Source organism: Azospirillum sp. TSO5, assembly GCF_003116065.1.
GTDB lineage: Bacteria > Pseudomonadota > Alphaproteobacteria > Azospirillales > Azospirillaceae > Azospirillum.
In genome coordinates, this window is record NZ_LGQY01000122.1 from 1 (window position 1) to 16,234 (window position 16,234).

A 16,234-nucleotide genomic window follows, 5' to 3' on the forward strand; every position below is an offset into this window, starting at 1 on the left:
GTCGCCTCCCCGGCATTCTTCACCCGAAGCTCAAGCGATGGGCCACTCTGCGCCCAGGAGGCGAGCGGCACGGCGATGATTGAGAGCAGCAGGGCCGCGGTGACTCTTCTCATAGACCCTCTCCGGCACGGCGCGAACTCGCCAGCCCGAGCCGGTTACGCGCAGCCGGGAGAGTTCCACAATGCCGCGTCTCTTCGCGCCCTCGAAAGGCACACAAAATCATCTTCTTTCGGCAGAGTCGCCGTGCGTCGCGTGAGCGTACGACTGCAACGGTGGGGCTCTGACAGAGCATAGCAAAAGGGCGCTTCCACACCGGAAGCGCCCTTATTGTCCGTGCAGATCTTCGTGCCAGATGTTTCAGATGGGAAGCGCCGGAATGGTCGCGACCACTTCCGGGACTTGCACTGGCAAGGTACCGGTCATGATCGAATCGATCACGGTAGGGGTGTTGTAAAGACCCATACCCGAGCCAACTCCGAGGCCCAGCGGCATCAGGCTCTGGCGAGCGACGCCGCCGACCAAGCCGACGACGACCATGGAGCCCGCGATGATGCGGCCGAGCGTTCCTTGGGTCCAGTCGGTCAGCGTCAGCCAAATGTCGTCGAACGCCGTGCCGCCGGTGCCAGCGAACACATCGCCTGCGGTAAAGGCAACGATCAGCGCGAGCGCCAGCGCGACCTGTGTGTTGGGGTGAATGCGGTGCTTCATGATCTTGCTACTTCCCTTGCTTTACGGGGATTGTGGAAACGTGCTCCGACTTGTCCGCAGCTTTTACCGGCCGGGCCGGGGCGCTATCGTTGGCCAGCGGCTTCGCCTTGGGAGCAGTCGCTTCAAGGGGCCGGAAGGCTGACGGGGAACCAGATGCCGCGTCGGGCAGACCGACCTGCCACTTGCGCGGCTCAACCTCGCTGAAGACGAGGCCCGGCATATGCAGATCACCCTTGGTGTCCTGATACGGGGCAATCCAAACACGCATGACGACAGCGGGTGTGCGGATCGGAACACGGCCATCGTCTGTGTAAGCCACGGGCGTCGCGCCGTAGCCGACGGGGGATCCGCCGAGTGCCGCGGGGTCGGACGCTGCCGCTTTACGCATGGTTTGGACCAACCCAGTCTCCGCCTCACCTTCGGTGCTGCGCTGGGCCTCCTGGCTCAGCGTCAAACCGCTCACCGCGTCGCGGGTATTTGTCAGCTCATAGACCTCGCGGGCGCTTTTGCAGGAAACCCCTTGCGGCATTCCCGAGCAGCTGTACTCGCCAGCCCCGATCCCGAGGTTGGAGCACGCGCCGAGGAGGAGCGGCGCCAGACAGGCCATGATTTTCGAGGAACTTAGGCTCATTTCTCGCAACCTTGTGTCGGGGGCAGTTTGCCGCGTTCGGATTTTTTTCGCGCCGCCGAAAGACAGCGGCTTTCAACGTCTTTCTCAAACATCAGCGTTGCCCATTACCGGCCATGGGGCCGGCACCGTTGCCCCCAAAGCCGAACATCGACCCCAGGAGCCCGGAAGTCCCTCCCCCGGCGCTGGAGCCTTGTTGCCCTTGGCCCGGCAGACGCATGTCGTGGAGCGCCTGCTCCTTCCCTTTTTTCCTGAAGGTCAAGCTGATGCCGCGAGTAGCAATGAGATCGATCTTGCGACCTGCATCCACCTCGATGATGGGAAAGATGTTGGACGCCATGTCGAGGTAGAACTGCGCGATCTTGTCGAGCGCAGACGATGCGCCGCCGAAAGCAGCAGACCGCAGCGACTGCTCACCCGCGAACACGTCGGCATACTGGGTCTTGCCCGTGTTGCTGGTAGCCAGAACTGGGACCGGCTTCACATCGAACGCTTTGCTTATCCCATCAAGAAAGCCAGCCATCAGCGCGCGGCCGATCACCTGTCCCTGCTTGCTCACCAACCGCCCTCGGATGCCCGCCTTGCCGTCTTCGCCAACTGCATAGGCCGGGAAGTTCGCTTCAAGCACCTTCCCTTGCTTGGTGACGCAGCTGATGGTTTCTCCCCGCAGGTACGCGCGCTCCGATGACAGATCGCCGAAGCCTGCAGCGAGCAGGAAGCACTCCTTCACGTCCGCCTTCCAGCGGTTCGGCAGGATAGCGTCATGCTTGATGCGCAACAGGGCGGGAAACGGCTCCTTCCGCGCACTGTTGCCCGTAGGGGCATCCATGCCGGTGATGAGGGTGCCGGAGAAAATGGAGCCAGCGGGAAGGTAATTCTGCGCGGTTTCCTCCTGCATTTCGTCCACCGGCGTCTCTGGTACCTCCTCAACCACCACACGAATGTCTGCGGCGGCCTGTGATCCGGATGCAGCGGCGTTGGCACGCTCGACCTTGCCACCGTCCGCTTGCCCCTGCCCTGAGGGCTGGCCGCTCTTTTCATACATCTCCGCTGAGCTCGGCGGCGCGGTGGGCGGGCGAATGGCGGCCGGCGTCGGCCCTGGACGCTGCGCCATTTCGGTAGGCGCACGGCCAATGGGCGAACGGCCGCCCTGTGCCGGCGGCGGGCCTTTCTCCTGATCCGCAAGCTTTTGCTGAAGGTCGCCCACACGCTTCTGCAGTTCCTGAAGCTGCATTTCCGACGCGGACCGATCCGGATCGCTGGGAGGCGCTGGCTCGCGTTGCTTGCGTTTCAGGTCCTCCTCAAGGCGCTCGATCTTCTGTTCCTTCTTTTCGAGGCTAACTTCCAAGTTCTCAATTCGCGCTGCCATGCTGTCGAGCGTCACCTGCCGCGTGTTCTTGTCGAGCAGGACATTCTCTTGGATCGCGTTCGGATCCTTGCGCGACGCGCGGACCCGATCGCCTGGCTGGAAAATTGCGACAAGCGTGATTAAGCACGCCGCGATCGCACCGACGGTCACCGCTCGGCGCAGAGTCGGGTTCGCGTTCCGCCAATGCTCATTGATATTCAATAGGCTCACCGGACCGCTCCCGCTCGTGTCAGCAGCGACGGCCGACGCGCGTCGGTCTCCGACGGGAGCGCTGGGCGGCGGATTACAAAAACCTCAGTAGACTGTCCCGCGGCGAGAACGTTGTTCGGCCAATATGCGACCGCCGCAACATTCGGTCCGGCGCACCAGGGCTCGGCCAACTCAACGGAGGCTCCTGACTGGTTGGAGACGACGCCGATGACGACCTGCAGATGTGACCCTTCCATCACCTGACCGCCACCGAATTGGAACGTGACACCGGCCGGCCCGGTGCACTCGACGGCCCTGTCGCCACGCTCCATGTCGCGCATCTGATATCCGCTGGGTACGGTACCGAGTGCAATATCGCGCATGATCGACCGGATCGTTTCGATGTACGGCTGGCTTTCTTCCCAGGTCTGCGCCTTTTTGTTGCCGGCCACGGCTGCGCCAGCTCCGCCGGCGGTAAACGAGGCATTCCAGACTCCACCGCGAGGCAACTGAAGCTGGATTTCACGCGGGGGAACGCGCCTGGGCACAAGGGCGAGCGGAATCGCTACGGACTCATCGCCCTTCGGCGTGATGAAGATCGTCGCAGGCGAGGTGGTGGACACGTAGACAACGTTTCCAGAAATCTTGAACTTGGCATCACTTGTGGTCATGACCGCCGGTTCGGCAAACGGCGTTACGATGCGGTTGGCGTGCCCCTCTGCCACCGCCAACAGTTCCGTGGTGCCAGGGCGGATGGTGATGACGGCTGGCTGGGTCATCGCAGCCAAATCCTCGGACGCTGGAGCCGGGCCTGGAGCGACGACACTGGACGGCACGGCCGGAAGCTCCACCGTGCTTTCGATTTTTGGAGCCGCCGCGGTGCCGTTCCTAACCACTGCCTGCGTCGCGGCGGGAGCGGTCGGAGTTGCGGATCGCGGCGGGGTCGTCGCGACCGGCGTTGCCGGTACAGTACCCTTGGGCGATTGAGAGGGGAGCGCTACGTTGGGCTTCCCACCCCGCGCGTCAATCTCCTCCTGGATAGCCTTTTGCAGGGTGTCCAAATCGGAGGCCGGAGCGGCGGCCTTGGAGCTGTTGTAGGCTGCCTCAATCTCGCTCAGCGGCGCCACCGGAAGCTCCGGAGTTTGCGCCTGCGCGATCTGTTGTCCGACGAGAACGGCGAAGGCGCTCACGCTGGCCAGGATGATGGGCTGGACCCGCTTCACGGCTTGTTCTCCTGGTTCTTGCGAGCCTTTAGATCTTCGATCCGCTGGGCACGCTCCTGTATTTGCTGCCGGCGCTCCCTCTCTGCGGAGGTCTGCGCGGCTCCCTCGTAGTTCGTGACCGAGGTGATCTGCGGCCGGAAGTTCCGTACGGTCCAAGTGTACTCGTAGGTCGCCTCCTCGCGCTTCTCATCGGCAGAGGGCCCCGTCACGACACGATACCCGGTGACGAAATATTTGCTCGTCTCCCGCTCATAGATGATCTTGCGGGGATCGAATCTTGCGGTGATACGGTTGTGCTTGATTTCGGCGATGGTGTTCTCGACGGACTTCATAACTCCGTGGAAGATGTCCGGGGCCAGCAGCGGCTCCAGCCCCTTGCGCACGAAGTCCGCGTTCGCTGGTGTGATGTTGCCGAGCAACATGGACGTCGACCACGACCAAGCCTCCAGATAGTCCTGATTGGCGGACGATCGCGAGACCTCGACCGCCTTGGCCAGTTCCGGCGGCGCAATCACCACTGTCTTGTCTTTGGCAATGGCGTTGATGGCCAGCAGGAGGGCGACGCCGAGAAGGCCGAGGTTGGCTGCCCTCTGGAACCTGTTCTCAGCTCTGGCCCCCTGCCAGGAAGCCAGAAAATCCTTCAAGTGCATCTGTGCGTGTCCCGGCTCAAGGCTTATAGTGATCGGCGAACGGATTGCGGATTGTCCGTGCGCTCGTGGGCATCAGCCCGATCCAATAGAGCAGGTGCTGCAAGTAACCGTCCGGATGGCCGTCCCGGAATCTTTTGTAGAGAGACGAGGCGGCAAAGCCGAGGGCGGTCATGATCAACACGTTTCCAGTGAAAATACCGATGACGTGGAGGAGCACGATGGGCGCCAGCTCATCGGTGTTCCACAGGAGAACCGTTGGTGGTTCGTCGATTTGTCTCGGAAGCTGTACCGGATCCATGTGCCAATCCCCTTGCACGTCTGGCACATTTATGCCCGTTTTCAGCCCGGCTTCGCGCCGTTGAAAGACGCTGGAAAACGTCGCTTTTCTCGGTTGCGCGGGCCAATCAGACGTGCTGCGCACGGGCGCGTTCTTACCTCGCCCATCTCCGTCGACGGCCTGCTGTAAAGGCCGAATGAAGTTTCCCCAGAAGGGTCGGTCGAAAAGTCCCCAGATGGTTTGAAGGGCTATGGATTGGCTTCGGTGTCGGTGCTCCTCGCTTTTGGTGGCCGGCCTCGGCGCCGTGGAGCCGGCGGTGGGGCAGTGATCGGCCGGCTTCGGTTGTTGTCCGGCATCAGTTCGGCATGACGGCGTAGGCGGTAGCTGGCGCCTTCGATCTGCACCACCACGGCATGGTGCAGCAGGCGGTCCAGCAGGGCGGAAGCGACGACGGTGCCGCCGAAGACATCGCCCCATTCGGAAAAGCCGCGGTTGGAGGTCAGGATCATGGCGCCGCGTTCATAGCGGGCGTTGACCAACTGGAAGAACAGGTTGCCGCCGCCGGGGATGACCGGCAGGTAGCCGATCTCGTCGACGATCAGCAGCTGTGGCCGACACAGGAAGCGCAGGCGTTCCCGCAAGGTCCCTTCACGCTCGGCCTTGGCCAGCGAGCTCACGATGTCGGCCAGGGTGGCGAAGTAGACCGAGCGGCCGGCCTTGACGGCCTCCACCCCCAGAGCAAGCGCCAGGTGCGTTTTGCCGCAGCCAGGCGAGGCAGCGACATACTGCCCGATATCAGGGCCAGGACGTAACGATCCACTACCCTTTCCATCCCCGGTGCGGCGAACGCGTCGGCGTCGTCCGGCGTCACCGCTTGCGCGGCACCGTCATGCTGGTAGTCGAACAGCCGGACGGCACGCTGACCCACGTGCCGGAATGGATGACCGCGCCGGCGGCCGCGAGCACCAGCCTTTGTGACGCCCCCCGGTTCCCTTTGGGGGTTCTCCAGGAGCTGTATTTGGCCACCGACGCTGCCTTGTCGTTGCTCCGCGAGCGAGACAACGGAGGGCGGCATGAGACACCCCAAAGCGACCGTGCAACCGGACTTGTTTGCGCCGACGCGGCCGGAGGCCGCCCTTCCGCTGGAGGTGGCGCAACGGCTCCTGCCGCTTCTGGAACAGCTCCTGCTGGAGGTGCTGGCGAGCGAAACCCTGGTGACGGAGGCGGGCGATGAGCAAGATCACCCCTGACCACCTCGCGCGTCATGCCTACGTCTACGTCCGCCAGTCCAGCCCGGACCAGCTCCTGCACAACCACGAGAGCCGGCGCCGGCAGTACGGACTGGCCGACCGCGCCCGCCAGCTCGGCTGGGCGGAGGTGGTCGTCATCGACGACGACCTCGGCCGCTCCGGCGGCGGGATCGCCCGCCCCGGGTTCGAGCGACTGCTGGGGGCGATCTGCGAAGGGCGGGTCGGCATCGTGCTGGCCATCGAGGCGTCGCGGCTCGCCCGCAACGGCCGGGACTGGCACACGCTGCTGGAATTCTGCGGCTTGGTGGGGTGCTTGCTGGCCGATGAGGACGGGGTTTACGACGCGAAACTGCCCAACGACCGGCTTCTCCTGGGCATGAAGGGCACGATGAGCGAGATGGAACTGTCCATCCTGCGTCAACGCTCCCTGGAAGCCCTGCGCCAGAAGGCGCGCCGCGGCGAACTGTTCCTCACCGTGGCGGTCGGCTACATCAAGACCCACCACGACCGCATCGCCATGGACCCGGATTTGCGGGTGCGCGAGGCGCTCGGCCTGGTGTTCCGCAAGTTCGCCGAGTTCCAGAGCATCCGCCAGGTTCACCTCTGGCTGCGTCAGGAGCGGATCCGGCTGCCGGCCGTCGAGCGGACCGCCGAGGGGCCGCGCATCGTGTGGAAGCTGCCGGTCTACAACACGCTTCACCACCTGCTGACCAACCCGATCTACGGCGGGGCCTACGCGTTCGGCCGCACCGGCAGCCGCGTGAGCGTGCAGGACGGACGCAAACGGGTGGTTCGCGGCTTCCGCCGCACGCAGGCGGAGTGGGAGGTGTTGATCCCCGACCACCACGAGGGCTACATCTCGTGGGCGGAGTTCGGGAGGAACCAGGCCCTGATCGCCGACAACGCCAACAGCAAGGGCATGATGGCCCGCGGCTCGGTGCGCCGCGGCGACGCGCTGCTGGCCGGACTGCTGCGCTGCGGACACTGCGGCCGACGGCTGCACGTTGCCTACAGCGGCACGGATGGCTACTGCGTGCGCTACGACTGCCGTGGCGCGCATCTCAATCACGGAACCGAGCGCTGCATCTCGTTCGGCGGGCTGCGGGTCGATGCCGCCGTGGCGGAGGAAGCCCTGCGGTTCCTGGCGCCGCTGGGGATCGAAGCGGCGCTACGGGCGATCGACGCGCGCGAGGCCGACGGCTCCGAGACGCGGCGGCAGGCGGAACTCGCCCTCGCCCAGGCGTGCTACGAGGCCGAGCTGGCGCGCCGCCAGTACGATGCCGTTGATCCCGATTACCGCCTCGTGGCGGCTGAACTGGAGCGTCGTTGGAATGACCGGTTGGTGGAGGTCCATCGCCTGGAGGAGCGCGTGGCGGCCTTGCGGACCGGCCAGACCGCCGCGCTCACGGCCGAGGAGCGGGCTCGCCTGATGGCGCTAGGCGCCGATGTCGCGGCGCTCTGGCATCATCCCGGCGCGACGGCGGAGACGCGCAAACGCATTCTGCGCACCGTCATCGCCGAGATCGTGGCCAAGGTCGTCGATGACACGATCGAACTGGTGATTCACTGGCAGGGCGGCGACCACACCCACTTGAGCGTGCCGAAGAACCGGAGCGGCAAACACCGCTGGCGAACTGACGCCGACACCGGCGATCTCATTCGGGCTCTGGCCCGACAACAGCCCGATCGGGGAATCGCCGCGATCCTGAACCGGGCCGGCAAGCGCACCGGCAAGGGCAACACTTGGACCGAGGCACGGGTGCGCAGCTTCCGCAACGCCCATGGCATCGCAGTGTACCGGGAGGGTGAAATGACCGAGCGGGGCGAAGTGACCTTGGAGCAGGCGGCCGACCGGCTGAAGGTCAGCACGATGACGGTGCTGCGGCTGATCGCCGGCGGGACCATCCAGGCCAGCCAAGCGTGCAAAGGGGCGCCATGGGCGATCCTCGAGGCCCAACTATCTGGGCTCGAACCGCTCCGCCCGTCGGTACGCCGTCCGGTAACAGACGATCCGGATCAGCAGACCTTTGATTTTCAATGACGTAGCGAGGTGGGCATCATGACGCGGGAACGGGCTGGCCGAGGAAATGGACCACCTCGTGCCGGTCGACGAAGTCGAGCTGCGCCAAGGTCATGATCCTGTCGCGGTCGAGCGAAGGCTGGAAGGAGAAGTCGAAGCCGGTGAGCGTCTTGATGGAGAGAAGCCGGCCCATCTTCAGGGCTGCCTTGATGCGGCGCCCCTCGCGCAACGTCAGTTCCTCGCCCAGCAGGGCGTCGATGGCCTCCAGAGCGGAGAGTTCGCCACGTTCCAGCCGGCGCAGGATGTGCTCCAGCGCTTCCAGAGCACGCGGCATCTTCAGCCCAACCAGATATTGGCGAATGCGGTCGAGGGTGGCGGGGCCGGCTTCCAACGGCGTGGTGCTCATCACGGGCTCCCCGGCTGGTTGGCCAAGTGGCGGCCGATGGTGTCGTAGATGGCCAGCGAGCGGGGCGTGACGGTGCCGCCCTGCAGCGGAGGTGCCGGGGGCGTGGCGACCTCCCTGGGCGTCTGGCTGTTGGGCGGTGGAGGCTGGGTCCGGTGTCCGGTGGCAATGCGCCGCTGGCCTCGTCCTTCCAGCGCCGGGTGGGATGCGACGGCGATGCCGTCCTCCAGGATGGTGACGGTGCCGGCGGTGACCTGCACCTCCACCGTCCGCCGGGGGGTGCAATCCGGCACGGAGTAGAGGTTGCCGCCGACCGACACCATGCCGTCTCGGGTGACACGGCGCTCCAGGGCCAGCACGCTGTTGAAGGGGCCGGCCGGCAGCGGCTTGAGGTGGGAGCGCTCCTCGGCGAAATGCTCGGCGACGATGCGCTGGGTGGTGGCGTGCCGACGGCGGTTTGCGAGCTGATCCAGCCACTGGGTGAACTGGATGTTCAGGTCCTCGAGATTGCGGAAGCTGCGGGCCAGGAAGAAGTCCTCGCGCACGTAGCGGAAGGGCCGTTCGACTTTGCCCTTGGTCTTGGCGCGGTACGGCTTGCAGGCCTTCGGCAGGAAGCCGTAGTGGCTGGCCAGGGAGAGGAGCTTGGGATTGTAGGCGATGCCTTGGGCCGGTTGATCGGGGTCCTCGATCTCGCCCAGCACGGCGGTTTTCATGCGGTCGTAGAGGATTTGTTCCGGCACACCGCCGAAGCTGTCGAAGGCGGCGATGTGGCAGCGGAGCACGGTTTGCAGGTCCTGGCGGGCGACGAAGCGGGCCCACATCATGCGGCTGTGGCCGAGCACCATGGAGAACAGCCAGACGATCCGCTCCACCTCGGGCTCGTCGGTGAAGGTCGTCTTGAAGAAGGCGAAATCGACCTGGGCCTGCTTGCCGGGCGGCGTCTCGAAACGACGCTCGAAGGACGGTGATGGGGCGGGACGAATGGCGCGAACCACGGCTTTCAGGATGGTATAGCCGCCGGTGTAACCGCGCTCCTTGAGTTCCCGCAGCAGGCGGCGGGCGCTGAGATCAGGAAAGGCCTGCAGGCGCTCCCGCAGATAGGGCTCGAAGGGTGTGAGCAGCGTCGGCCGAGCTGGCCGAGGGGTGTAGGCGGGCGCCTCCAATCCGCGGGCGATGTATTTGCGGATGGTCTTGCGATCCAGGCCGGTGCGGCGTGCGATCGCCGACACCGACAGGCCCTCGCGGGCGAGATCGAGAATCATGACGAGTTCCCCAAGTCTGACCACCTGCGCCCTCCCTCCGCCTCGGAGGGTGATCATGGGCGACGGGCGGCCGCAGGGCTCCGGGGCGTACGCCCCGGAGCCCTGCCGTTGCGTTAGCCTGGGGAATTTTCAGCCGCCCTTTCCGGGGAGTATCCAACCGGCACTGACACCTGCGGCTCCGCCAATGACAATGGGCCGGAGACAAGCTCCGGCCCAGCCACTCAACCCATCGCGCCAGCTGCGAAGCTCGGACGCGGTCAGATGCGCTTCATCGTGTGTGACGCCACCAACATCAGCAATAGACTTACAGCGATGAAGAAGAACGGCGCCAGCAGGGGCGGGATCGGCACCGGTAGGAGGAGCGCCATAGGCAAGCCGACCAGCAGCCACTTTGCCGTCGCCGCCGCATAGCCGTGCACCAGCGGCGAGGGGTAATCGAACGTGAACTGCTTGCGCCGCCAGCTCATCATGCCGTCTAGGACCGCCGGAACCAGGAACAGCGGCACCACGGGGAGCCACAGCATCACGGCCGCAAGCCGGACGAACAGCCGCTGCAGCGATCCGAACACAGCATCCAACCCGGCCTTGATCATCGGGAAGTAGAGGTTCGCCCCAAGCGCTTCCAAGCCCCGGCTCTCCACAATCTTGTCCTGCGTCGGCAGGAAGAATTCGTAGACATTTCGCTCGACCCCGGTGTCACGGAAGATAGTCGCATAGGCATCGAAGCCGCTCTTCTCGATCCACAGCGTCGCATTGAGGCCAAGTTCAGCGAGGGACCACTGCCGCTCCACACGCGTTAGCCAGTCCAGAGCGTCCCGTCCCAGCATCGGTGTCAGCACGGCGATCATCACGAACTCGCCAAGGATAAGCCAGAGCAGCCAGCGTGCCCAGGTGGTGTTCTGTGATTCAGCCGCCATGGCTGGCCTCCTTGAGGATGTCGCGGTGCGTCGCCGTCAGGGCGAAGTCGGCAACGGCCGCGGTGATCTTTGCCGCCGTTTGGGTGCGTTCGCCGGAGCGTAGGGTATAACGCGCCACGTCCCGCTGGGCTGAGCCTAGCCAGAGCAGCAATGGAGCCCCCCGACTAGGAGCCCACGTCCGGTCGCCGCTGTCCGTCACAGTGATCCCAGCGAGCACCCGCCCAACTTCTGAAAATGCGGCGTCGGTGAATGCGAGAAGGCGCAGGTCATCACGCTGAAGCATGGCCGCGTCGTAGGCATCGTAGGCCCTGTCCAGAGCACGGTGCAGCAACGGAAGCGGCGCGCCGCCCCGCTTGAGCGGGGGCGCCGTAAAGGCGTCCGTGATGTACTCGGCCATCCGCCGCTGTATCTCCGCGCTGCAAGGCCAATCCATCTCAAGCCGCCGAATGACGGCCATGATCCGCTTGCGGTCAGCGCGAAAGGTACGAAGCATCTCGCATGGATCATCGGATGACGGGCATGTCAGCCCGATCGTCATGGCGCTTTCCATGGCAATCATCGCGCCAGCTACTCCTTGAGAATCGGTAGGCGGCCCTTGAGCAGGCGCCCGCCTGAGACCTTGGCGACGAACTCCAGGTTCGGGAGCTGCCCCAGCAGAGCCGGGGTGAACAACTCCGCTTCCTCCTCCATAAGGCGTTCGCCAGCGTTGCCGCCAAACTGCATGGTTTCGTGACCGCCGGTTCCGATCGATGACCCTTGTGTGGTCATGACGTATTTCACCCGGACAGTCGGCAGACCATCGGTGATGTAGGTCTGGGTTTCGTTATCGGTGACGCGCAGGGAGATCAGGTTGTTCACGTTGCCGAGCACCTGGCGGGCCTTGGGTTCGGAGCCCAGCCGTGTCACAAAGTCAGCAAAGGTCTGCGTGGCGATGAGTAGCCGGAGCTCGGCACCGCGGCCTTTGTTCAGGATCTGGATGAGCGGGTCGTTCACCACCTCGGCCGCTTCATCGACGAAGATGTTCACCGGAGTGTTGTTGACACCGTAGTTGTAGCGGTCGCCGGCGACACTGGCGAGGTCGGCGAGCAAGATCGACCCGATTGCCGAGCCCACCATCGCATCGGTCAAGCTATCCAAGCCGATGTAGCAGACTTGTCCCAGGTTGATGACGCTCGCCATATCTACGATCGGACGCTCATCAAAATCATTGTTCCGATTTGGCGACAGCAACCCGCCCATGTGACCGGATGTGAGTTGCCCGAGCAAAGGAAGGAGAGAGGCAATCATTTTGCCGAAGTGCGTTCTATCGTGCTCAAACATGCTGAGCAGGCCTTCGAGGTCTGTATTCGGCGCACGGTGGTGGACCTTCTCGCGATAATATCTGATTAGGGCGAGGGCCTTACCGTCCTTGCCCTTCGCGTTGTTCAGGAACGGCTTTGCCTCATCCTCCCACATTTCGACCTGCTTCTCGCACCAGATCGAAACGGATCTGATGACCAGATCATCCAGACCACCTTCCAGGTGAGACCGTATATTAACAAGGTTCGGCTGGCGCCCGGTAAGCACCAGCCCCTGGACGACATTGTTCAGCGCCATTTGCGCATAGGACTTGAAGGGATCGGCCGGCCCCTCGCCGGGGAGCAGGTTGGCGATGCGGCTCGCCAGCTCGGTGGCGCGCGAGAAGTTCTTCATCGGGTCGATGCGAGCGCTTTTTTCGGGAAAGCCCGGATGGAACCAGACAAATTTCTCCGGTTTCCCCAATGCCGCGCAGGCGCGCTGCGCGTTCTCGCGCAGTTCCCGATCACCCTTGGGATCGATGATAATGACCGATTCACCGCGCAAGATTGCTTGTGTGACGAGCAAGTCGAACAGCCGGGTTTTGCCCGAGCCTGTCGTTCCAACGACCAGAAGGTGTCCCTTCGTATCGTTGATCGGAAGCTGCAGGTCTTCCTCGGACATGGAGACGCCGTGGATCCACGGCGCCCCCATCTGCTCGACCTTCGGCAAGATCTTCGATTTGTCGCGCTTGAGGATCTCGTAGCACAGCTGCGTGTGCGGCTGATCCCATTCAAAACCGTTGCCCAGCCAGATGGCTCCGGGCTTCATGCGCGCCTGCAGTTCCTTGATCGACGCGAACTTGAGACGCTTTCCAGCAAGACGGGCCTTCCTTTGGTGATGGCGCCACGCTTGGTAAGCACGGTGCACGCCCATTCCTCCACCGAGTGCTGCCATCCAGGCAAAGGGGGAGAGCGGAAGACCGGAAGCAGCCCCAATGGTCATGCATAGGGCCGCGCTTGTTCCCCACCCAGCAGCCGCAGCCAATTCGAAGTTTGGGCGCCACGGCATTTCATAGGTCTCAACCACCGTTCGGCTCCTGAGTTGTAATCATGTAGTCATTGTCGGTGCGCTGTACCCCCGCTAGGCTTTCGAAAGCGGGCCGGAAGTTGCCAATACCAACCTTCCGCTTTTTAGCAGCAGCCTCAAGCACCGGAAACGGCACTATTCGCCAATCTCCATGATCAATTATCTGATCCGGCGATGGCGTTGATCGGCACCACGAAAGGAACTCGGCGGCAATCTTTGCAATTCTGTCCTCACCCCTTGCTGATGACTTCTTATGTTCTTCGACTTTATGGGAGAGCGATGGATTGGCTTGACTACGCGCGACGACGGGTTCGCTGCTAGCTTCAATGTCTGGCGATCCGCGCGTCGTCTGCATTGGACGCAGAGCGCTCCGTTCGGGCTTATTACCGTGCAGGGATGATTGAGCCGCCGTTTGAGGCTGTTGCTTGATGACAGGACGGCGCCCATCGCCGGCGACGGCCTCCGCCAGTGCAACGGTGCCCTGCTGGATGGCCACGCCCGCGGTTCCAGCAAGTTCACGGTTTGACGACCTGCCCGTCGTCTGCGTTGGACGCGGAGTGCTCTGTTCGGGCTTGGTGCTCTGCCGTGAGGGTCCAACCTCTAGTTCAGCCTGTTGCTGAGGGTCAGGACGGCTCCCATCGCCAGCAACGGCCTCCACCAGTGCAGCAATGTCCCTCCGGATCACCACGCCTCGGATGCCGGCGATCACCCGCATCGACGTAACGGCATCCCGATGTTCTTTGACGATCCATCCCGCGTCTCTTAGCAGGGTTGCCAATTCGATAGGCTGGGCATCAGGCTCGCCATCCGTTCGTGCAAATCGTCGATAGGGGACAAACCCTTCAGGCATCTTCGCCATCAGGTGCTCATCAAGCTGCACGAGGCATTCTCCCCAGTTTGATCGGCCGCCGGCGATATCCTCGGCCATCGCGACCAGAAGTCGACCAGCTTGGCCCATGCCGAGCAGCTCGCTACGCGCAGCAGACGCCACGGCCGCGGTTTTGGCGTTCGTCGCGGGGGGCGTAGCAGGTGGAGAGGGAGGCTCGGCATCGTTCACCGCCTCCGCTGTACCGGCTCTCGGTCTAAGCGAAGCCTCTTCGTGCTCGGTCGTGTGCCAGAACCCATCGTCCTGAGGCGACCTGCGAATGCCGGGCTGGAGTGGTGCCTTGCCGGTTGTCACCTTGGGCGCACTTTTTGGGAGCACACCTCCCTCAGGCTTTTTGACCGTCACGCTAGGGACGTTAACCTTCCCGCCTTGCGCCTGCACATTGGGTTTGCTCACCGTGATGTTCGAGGCGACAGGTCCTTGGGCTGGTTGGATTACAGAGGCGGCGGGCACAGCTGCTTGGGCAGTTGATGCGGGAGGCGCGTTGTGGACGCCCCCACAGTCTGCGCAGGTCCAGGCGGTACCCACAGGAACGGGGTGAGGTTGCACAACACCACATGTGGCGCAGTGGACGCCCGATGCGGACGGAGCCTTCGGTGCTGCCGGCGAAACCTGAGCTGGAGAGCGCGGGACTGGAGCCTGCGCGGCCGTGGCAGGCATACTTGGAGGCAATCCTGCCGTCCCCGCCGGTTGGGATGGTGCTGGCGCCGGGTCAATCTGAGCGCCGACGTAAGGTGGGGGTTCGGCGAATAGGAGCGAAGGAGCTTGAAGGCGCAGCATCAGCAACCTCACCGGGCTGCCGTTGTTGGTCAGCACGTCCGGACAAACCGGCCAGTACCGGTACACCTGGTTCCCAAGCTTCTTTGACACCGCCAGATCACGCTCGATCATTACGTCGGCAAGCGTATCAGGATTTCGCGGAATTCCCTGGATACGGTCGGTTTGCAGCAGCTCGATGATGTCTTCGACCGCCTTCTTCCAGACCACGAACACGCCGTCCGTCACGCCATCGGAAACCACCCAGACCCGCGCGCCCGGTTCGTTGATCTTCCATGTGCCGTCGGCTAGAAGGCGCCGCATGGCATCGAGCACAAATTGCTCGACGGGAACACCGAACCCCGGATCGCGGATCTTCCCATGGCCGGTGGCGACGAGGTCGCGCTCGACACTGGCGGAGTCCGCCTTGGTGACAAGATCTACGAGGAGGTGCTTGAGCTTTTCCGAACCCGACAGATAGAGGTTCAGAGTCTGGTTTATGTCAGAGCCCCCTTCGTTAAGCCAGTGAACCACATGCTTGGGAATCAGACTTTGGGCGATGGAGCCCCCCAGGATGCGGTGTTCATTGCCCCGGTTGCGCTTCCAACGCAGGAAGTAGCGTTCAATGCCATGCTTATTGGCCCACTCGCTGATCGTCTCCGAGTAAGGGCTCCACATGAGCGAGCCGTCGGCATTGACCACCTCGACATCCGTGACCGGCTTGCCGACGTCGTGGAGGAGGCCGGCAAAGAAGATCGCTGCCTGCCAGCGGATTTCCACGCGCTTGCGTTCGAGGGGGGTGCCCTCCGGCATGAAAATGTGTGCGCCGCTGGAGCGGCCTGCGGAGAACGCCACCTCGAGCCCATGCCGGAACGCACCACCAGCCCCTTTGTGATGATGGTGCTCCGAGGATGGCAGAAGGTGAATATACGAGGCGAAGCGCTCAATTACCGGCAGGATTATTCGGTTGTAGTCCTCGTCCGGAAATGAAAACGTCTGCCGGATCTTGATGAGCATCTCCGGTTGCCGGCGCATGAGGCGCTCGGTGCTGTAGACGGGGAGTCCCTTCTCGTAAGGAGGATAGCGTGGCACTTCCTCGTCGACGTCGATTTCCGGCTTCGACGCGAGCGGTGCATTGGCGTAGTAGCCGGGAAAGGCCCAGCGAAGCGCTCTGTCGGAGAGGTCTGAAATCAACTTCTTCATGGGGATCTCTCTACCAAAGTCGCCCCCGGTCTCTCGCCACCGAAAGACGCCGAAAAACAGCGCCTTTCGGCAGCGCGCGCAGCTGCCGATCCCCGCTACTCTTCGGGGCGCTCCCGAGGCGATTCAATA

Annotated in this window: 13 protein-coding genes and 2 pseudogenes; 2 read left to right on the forward strand and 13 right to left on the reverse strand. The window is 63.6% G+C overall.

Features of this window, described 5'->3' with window-relative positions; translation table 11 throughout:
- Nucleotides 1-357 precede the first annotated feature (357 nt).
- The 7 genes and pseudogenes from traA to istB (TSO5_RS26435) form a co-directional block, all read right to left on the reverse strand.
- Nucleotides 358-708 carry a TraA family conjugative transfer protein gene (gene traA / locus TSO5_RS26405; protein WP_246458214.1) on the reverse strand — a complete coding sequence of 117 codons (351 nt, stop codon included), beginning with the start codon at nt 706-708 and terminating at the stop codon, nt 358-360.
- A gap of 7 nt (nt 709-715) precedes the next feature.
- Nucleotides 716-1,339, reverse strand: coding sequence for a type IV conjugative transfer system lipoprotein TraV (traV, locus tag TSO5_RS26410; protein WP_109154407.1), 624 nt, complete (start codon nt 1,337-1,339; stop codon nt 716-718).
- A gap of 91 nt (nt 1,340-1,430) precedes the next feature.
- Nucleotides 1,431-2,915, reverse strand: a complete 1,485-nt coding sequence (locus TSO5_RS26415; RefSeq protein ID WP_199231027.1) for a TrbI/VirB10 family protein — start codon at nt 2,913-2,915, stop codon at nt 1,431-1,433.
- The gene (locus tag TSO5_RS26420) at nt 2,912-4,117 is read right to left on the reverse strand and encodes a type-F conjugative transfer system secretin TraK (protein ID WP_109154408.1); all 1,206 of its coding nucleotides are present in this window, start codon (nt 4,115-4,117) and stop codon (nt 2,912-2,914) included. The genes TSO5_RS26415 and TSO5_RS26420 overlap by 4 nt, the downstream gene beginning before the upstream one ends.
- On the reverse strand, nt 4,114-4,767 hold the full coding sequence (locus TSO5_RS26425; RefSeq protein WP_109154409.1) for a TraE/TraK family type IV conjugative transfer system protein: 654 nt from the start codon (nt 4,765-4,767) through the stop codon (nt 4,114-4,116). The genes TSO5_RS26420 and TSO5_RS26425 overlap by 4 nt, the downstream gene beginning before the upstream one ends.
- 16 nt (nt 4,768-4,783) lie before the next feature.
- Nucleotides 4,784-5,065, reverse strand: coding sequence for a type IV conjugative transfer system protein TraL (gene traL / locus TSO5_RS26430; protein ID WP_109154410.1), 282 nt, complete (start codon nt 5,063-5,065; stop codon nt 4,784-4,786).
- Between the two features lie 227 nt (nt 5,066-5,292).
- Nucleotides 5,293-5,814, reverse strand: a pseudogene (gene istB / locus TSO5_RS26435) (IS21-like element ISAzs30 family helper ATPase IstB); the annotation flags it as partial.
- A gap of 303 nt (nt 5,815-6,117) precedes the next feature.
- Here istB (TSO5_RS26435) and TSO5_RS32810 point away from each other — a divergent pair.
- On the forward strand, nt 6,118-6,294 hold the full coding sequence (locus TSO5_RS32810) for a hypothetical protein (protein WP_158282483.1): 177 nt from the start codon (nt 6,118-6,120) through the stop codon (nt 6,292-6,294).
- The gene (locus tag TSO5_RS26440; RefSeq protein ID WP_109154411.1) at nt 6,275-8,335 is read left to right on the forward strand and encodes a recombinase family protein; all 2,061 of its coding nucleotides are present in this window, start codon (nt 6,275-6,277) and stop codon (nt 8,333-8,335) included. Before TSO5_RS32810 ends, TSO5_RS26440 begins: the two co-directional genes overlap by 20 nt.
- A gap of 31 nt (nt 8,336-8,366) precedes the next feature.
- On the opposite strand, the pseudogene istB (TSO5_RS26445) reads toward TSO5_RS26440, so the two are convergent.
- From istB (TSO5_RS26445) to mobH, 6 genes and pseudogenes are all read right to left on the reverse strand, one after another.
- Nucleotides 8,367-8,720 (reverse strand): annotated as a pseudogene (istB, locus tag TSO5_RS26445) (IS21-like element ISAzs30 family helper ATPase IstB); the annotation flags it as partial.
- Entirely contained in the window at nt 8,720-10,003 is a 1,284-nt protein-coding gene (istA, locus tag TSO5_RS26450; protein ID WP_109154412.1) for an IS21 family transposase, read from the reverse strand. The pseudogene istB (TSO5_RS26445) and the gene istA, both read right to left, overlap by 1 nt.
- 233 nt (nt 10,004-10,236) lie before the next feature.
- Nucleotides 10,237-10,896: a DUF4400 domain-containing protein gene (locus tag TSO5_RS26455; protein ID WP_109154413.1), complete on the reverse strand. Its 660-nt coding sequence runs from the start codon at nt 10,894-10,896 to the stop codon at nt 10,237-10,239.
- The gene (locus tag TSO5_RS26460) at nt 10,886-11,455 is read right to left on the reverse strand and encodes a hypothetical protein (RefSeq protein WP_109154414.1); all 570 of its coding nucleotides are present in this window, start codon (nt 11,453-11,455) and stop codon (nt 10,886-10,888) included. Before TSO5_RS26460 ends, TSO5_RS26455 begins: the two co-directional genes overlap by 11 nt.
- 8 nt (nt 11,456-11,463) lie before the next feature.
- Nucleotides 11,464-13,242, reverse strand: a complete 1,779-nt coding sequence (gene traD / locus TSO5_RS26465) for a conjugative transfer system coupling protein TraD (RefSeq protein WP_109154444.1) — start codon at nt 13,240-13,242, stop codon at nt 11,464-11,466.
- A gap of 10 nt (nt 13,243-13,252) precedes the next feature.
- Nucleotides 13,253-16,105: a MobH family relaxase gene (mobH, locus tag TSO5_RS26470; RefSeq protein WP_109154415.1), complete on the reverse strand. Its 2,853-nt coding sequence runs from the start codon at nt 16,103-16,105 to the stop codon at nt 13,253-13,255.
- Between the last annotated feature and the right edge of the window lie 129 nt (nt 16,106-16,234).

Bases quoted from the DNA above. Each gene is read 5' to 3' on its own strand.
- traL (WP_109154410.1), bottom strand. From the start codon at position 5,065: ATGGATCCGGTACAGCTTCCGAGACAAATCGACGAACCACCAACGGTT.
- TSO5_RS32810 (WP_158282483.1), top strand. From the start codon at position 6,118: ATGAGACACCCCAAAGCGACCGTGCAACCGGACTTGTTTGCGCCGACG.
- TSO5_RS26440 (WP_109154411.1), top strand. From the start codon at position 6,275: ATGAGCAAGATCACCCCTGACCACCTCGCGCGTCATGCCTACGTCTAC.
- traA (WP_246458214.1), bottom strand. From the start codon at position 708: ATGAAGCACCGCATTCACCCCAACACACAGGTCGCGCTGGCGCTCGCG.
- TSO5_RS26455 (WP_109154413.1), bottom strand. From the start codon at position 10,896: ATGGCGGCTGAATCACAGAACACCACCTGGGCACGCTGGCTGCTCTGG.
- traV (WP_109154407.1), bottom strand. From the start codon at position 1,339: ATGAGCCTAAGTTCCTCGAAAATCATGGCCTGTCTGGCGCCGCTCCTC.
- TSO5_RS26460 (WP_109154414.1), bottom strand. From the start codon at position 11,455: ATGATTGCCATGGAAAGCGCCATGACGATCGGGCTGACATGCCCGTCA.
- traD (WP_109154444.1), bottom strand. From the start codon at position 13,242: ATGCCGTGGCGCCCAAACTTCGAATTGGCTGCGGCTGCTGGGTGGGGA.
- mobH (WP_109154415.1), bottom strand. From the start codon at position 16,105: ATGAAGAAGTTGATTTCAGACCTCTCCGACAGAGCGCTTCGCTGGGCC.
- TSO5_RS26425 (WP_109154409.1), bottom strand. From the start codon at position 4,767: ATGCACTTGAAGGATTTTCTGGCTTCCTGGCAGGGGGCCAGAGCTGAG.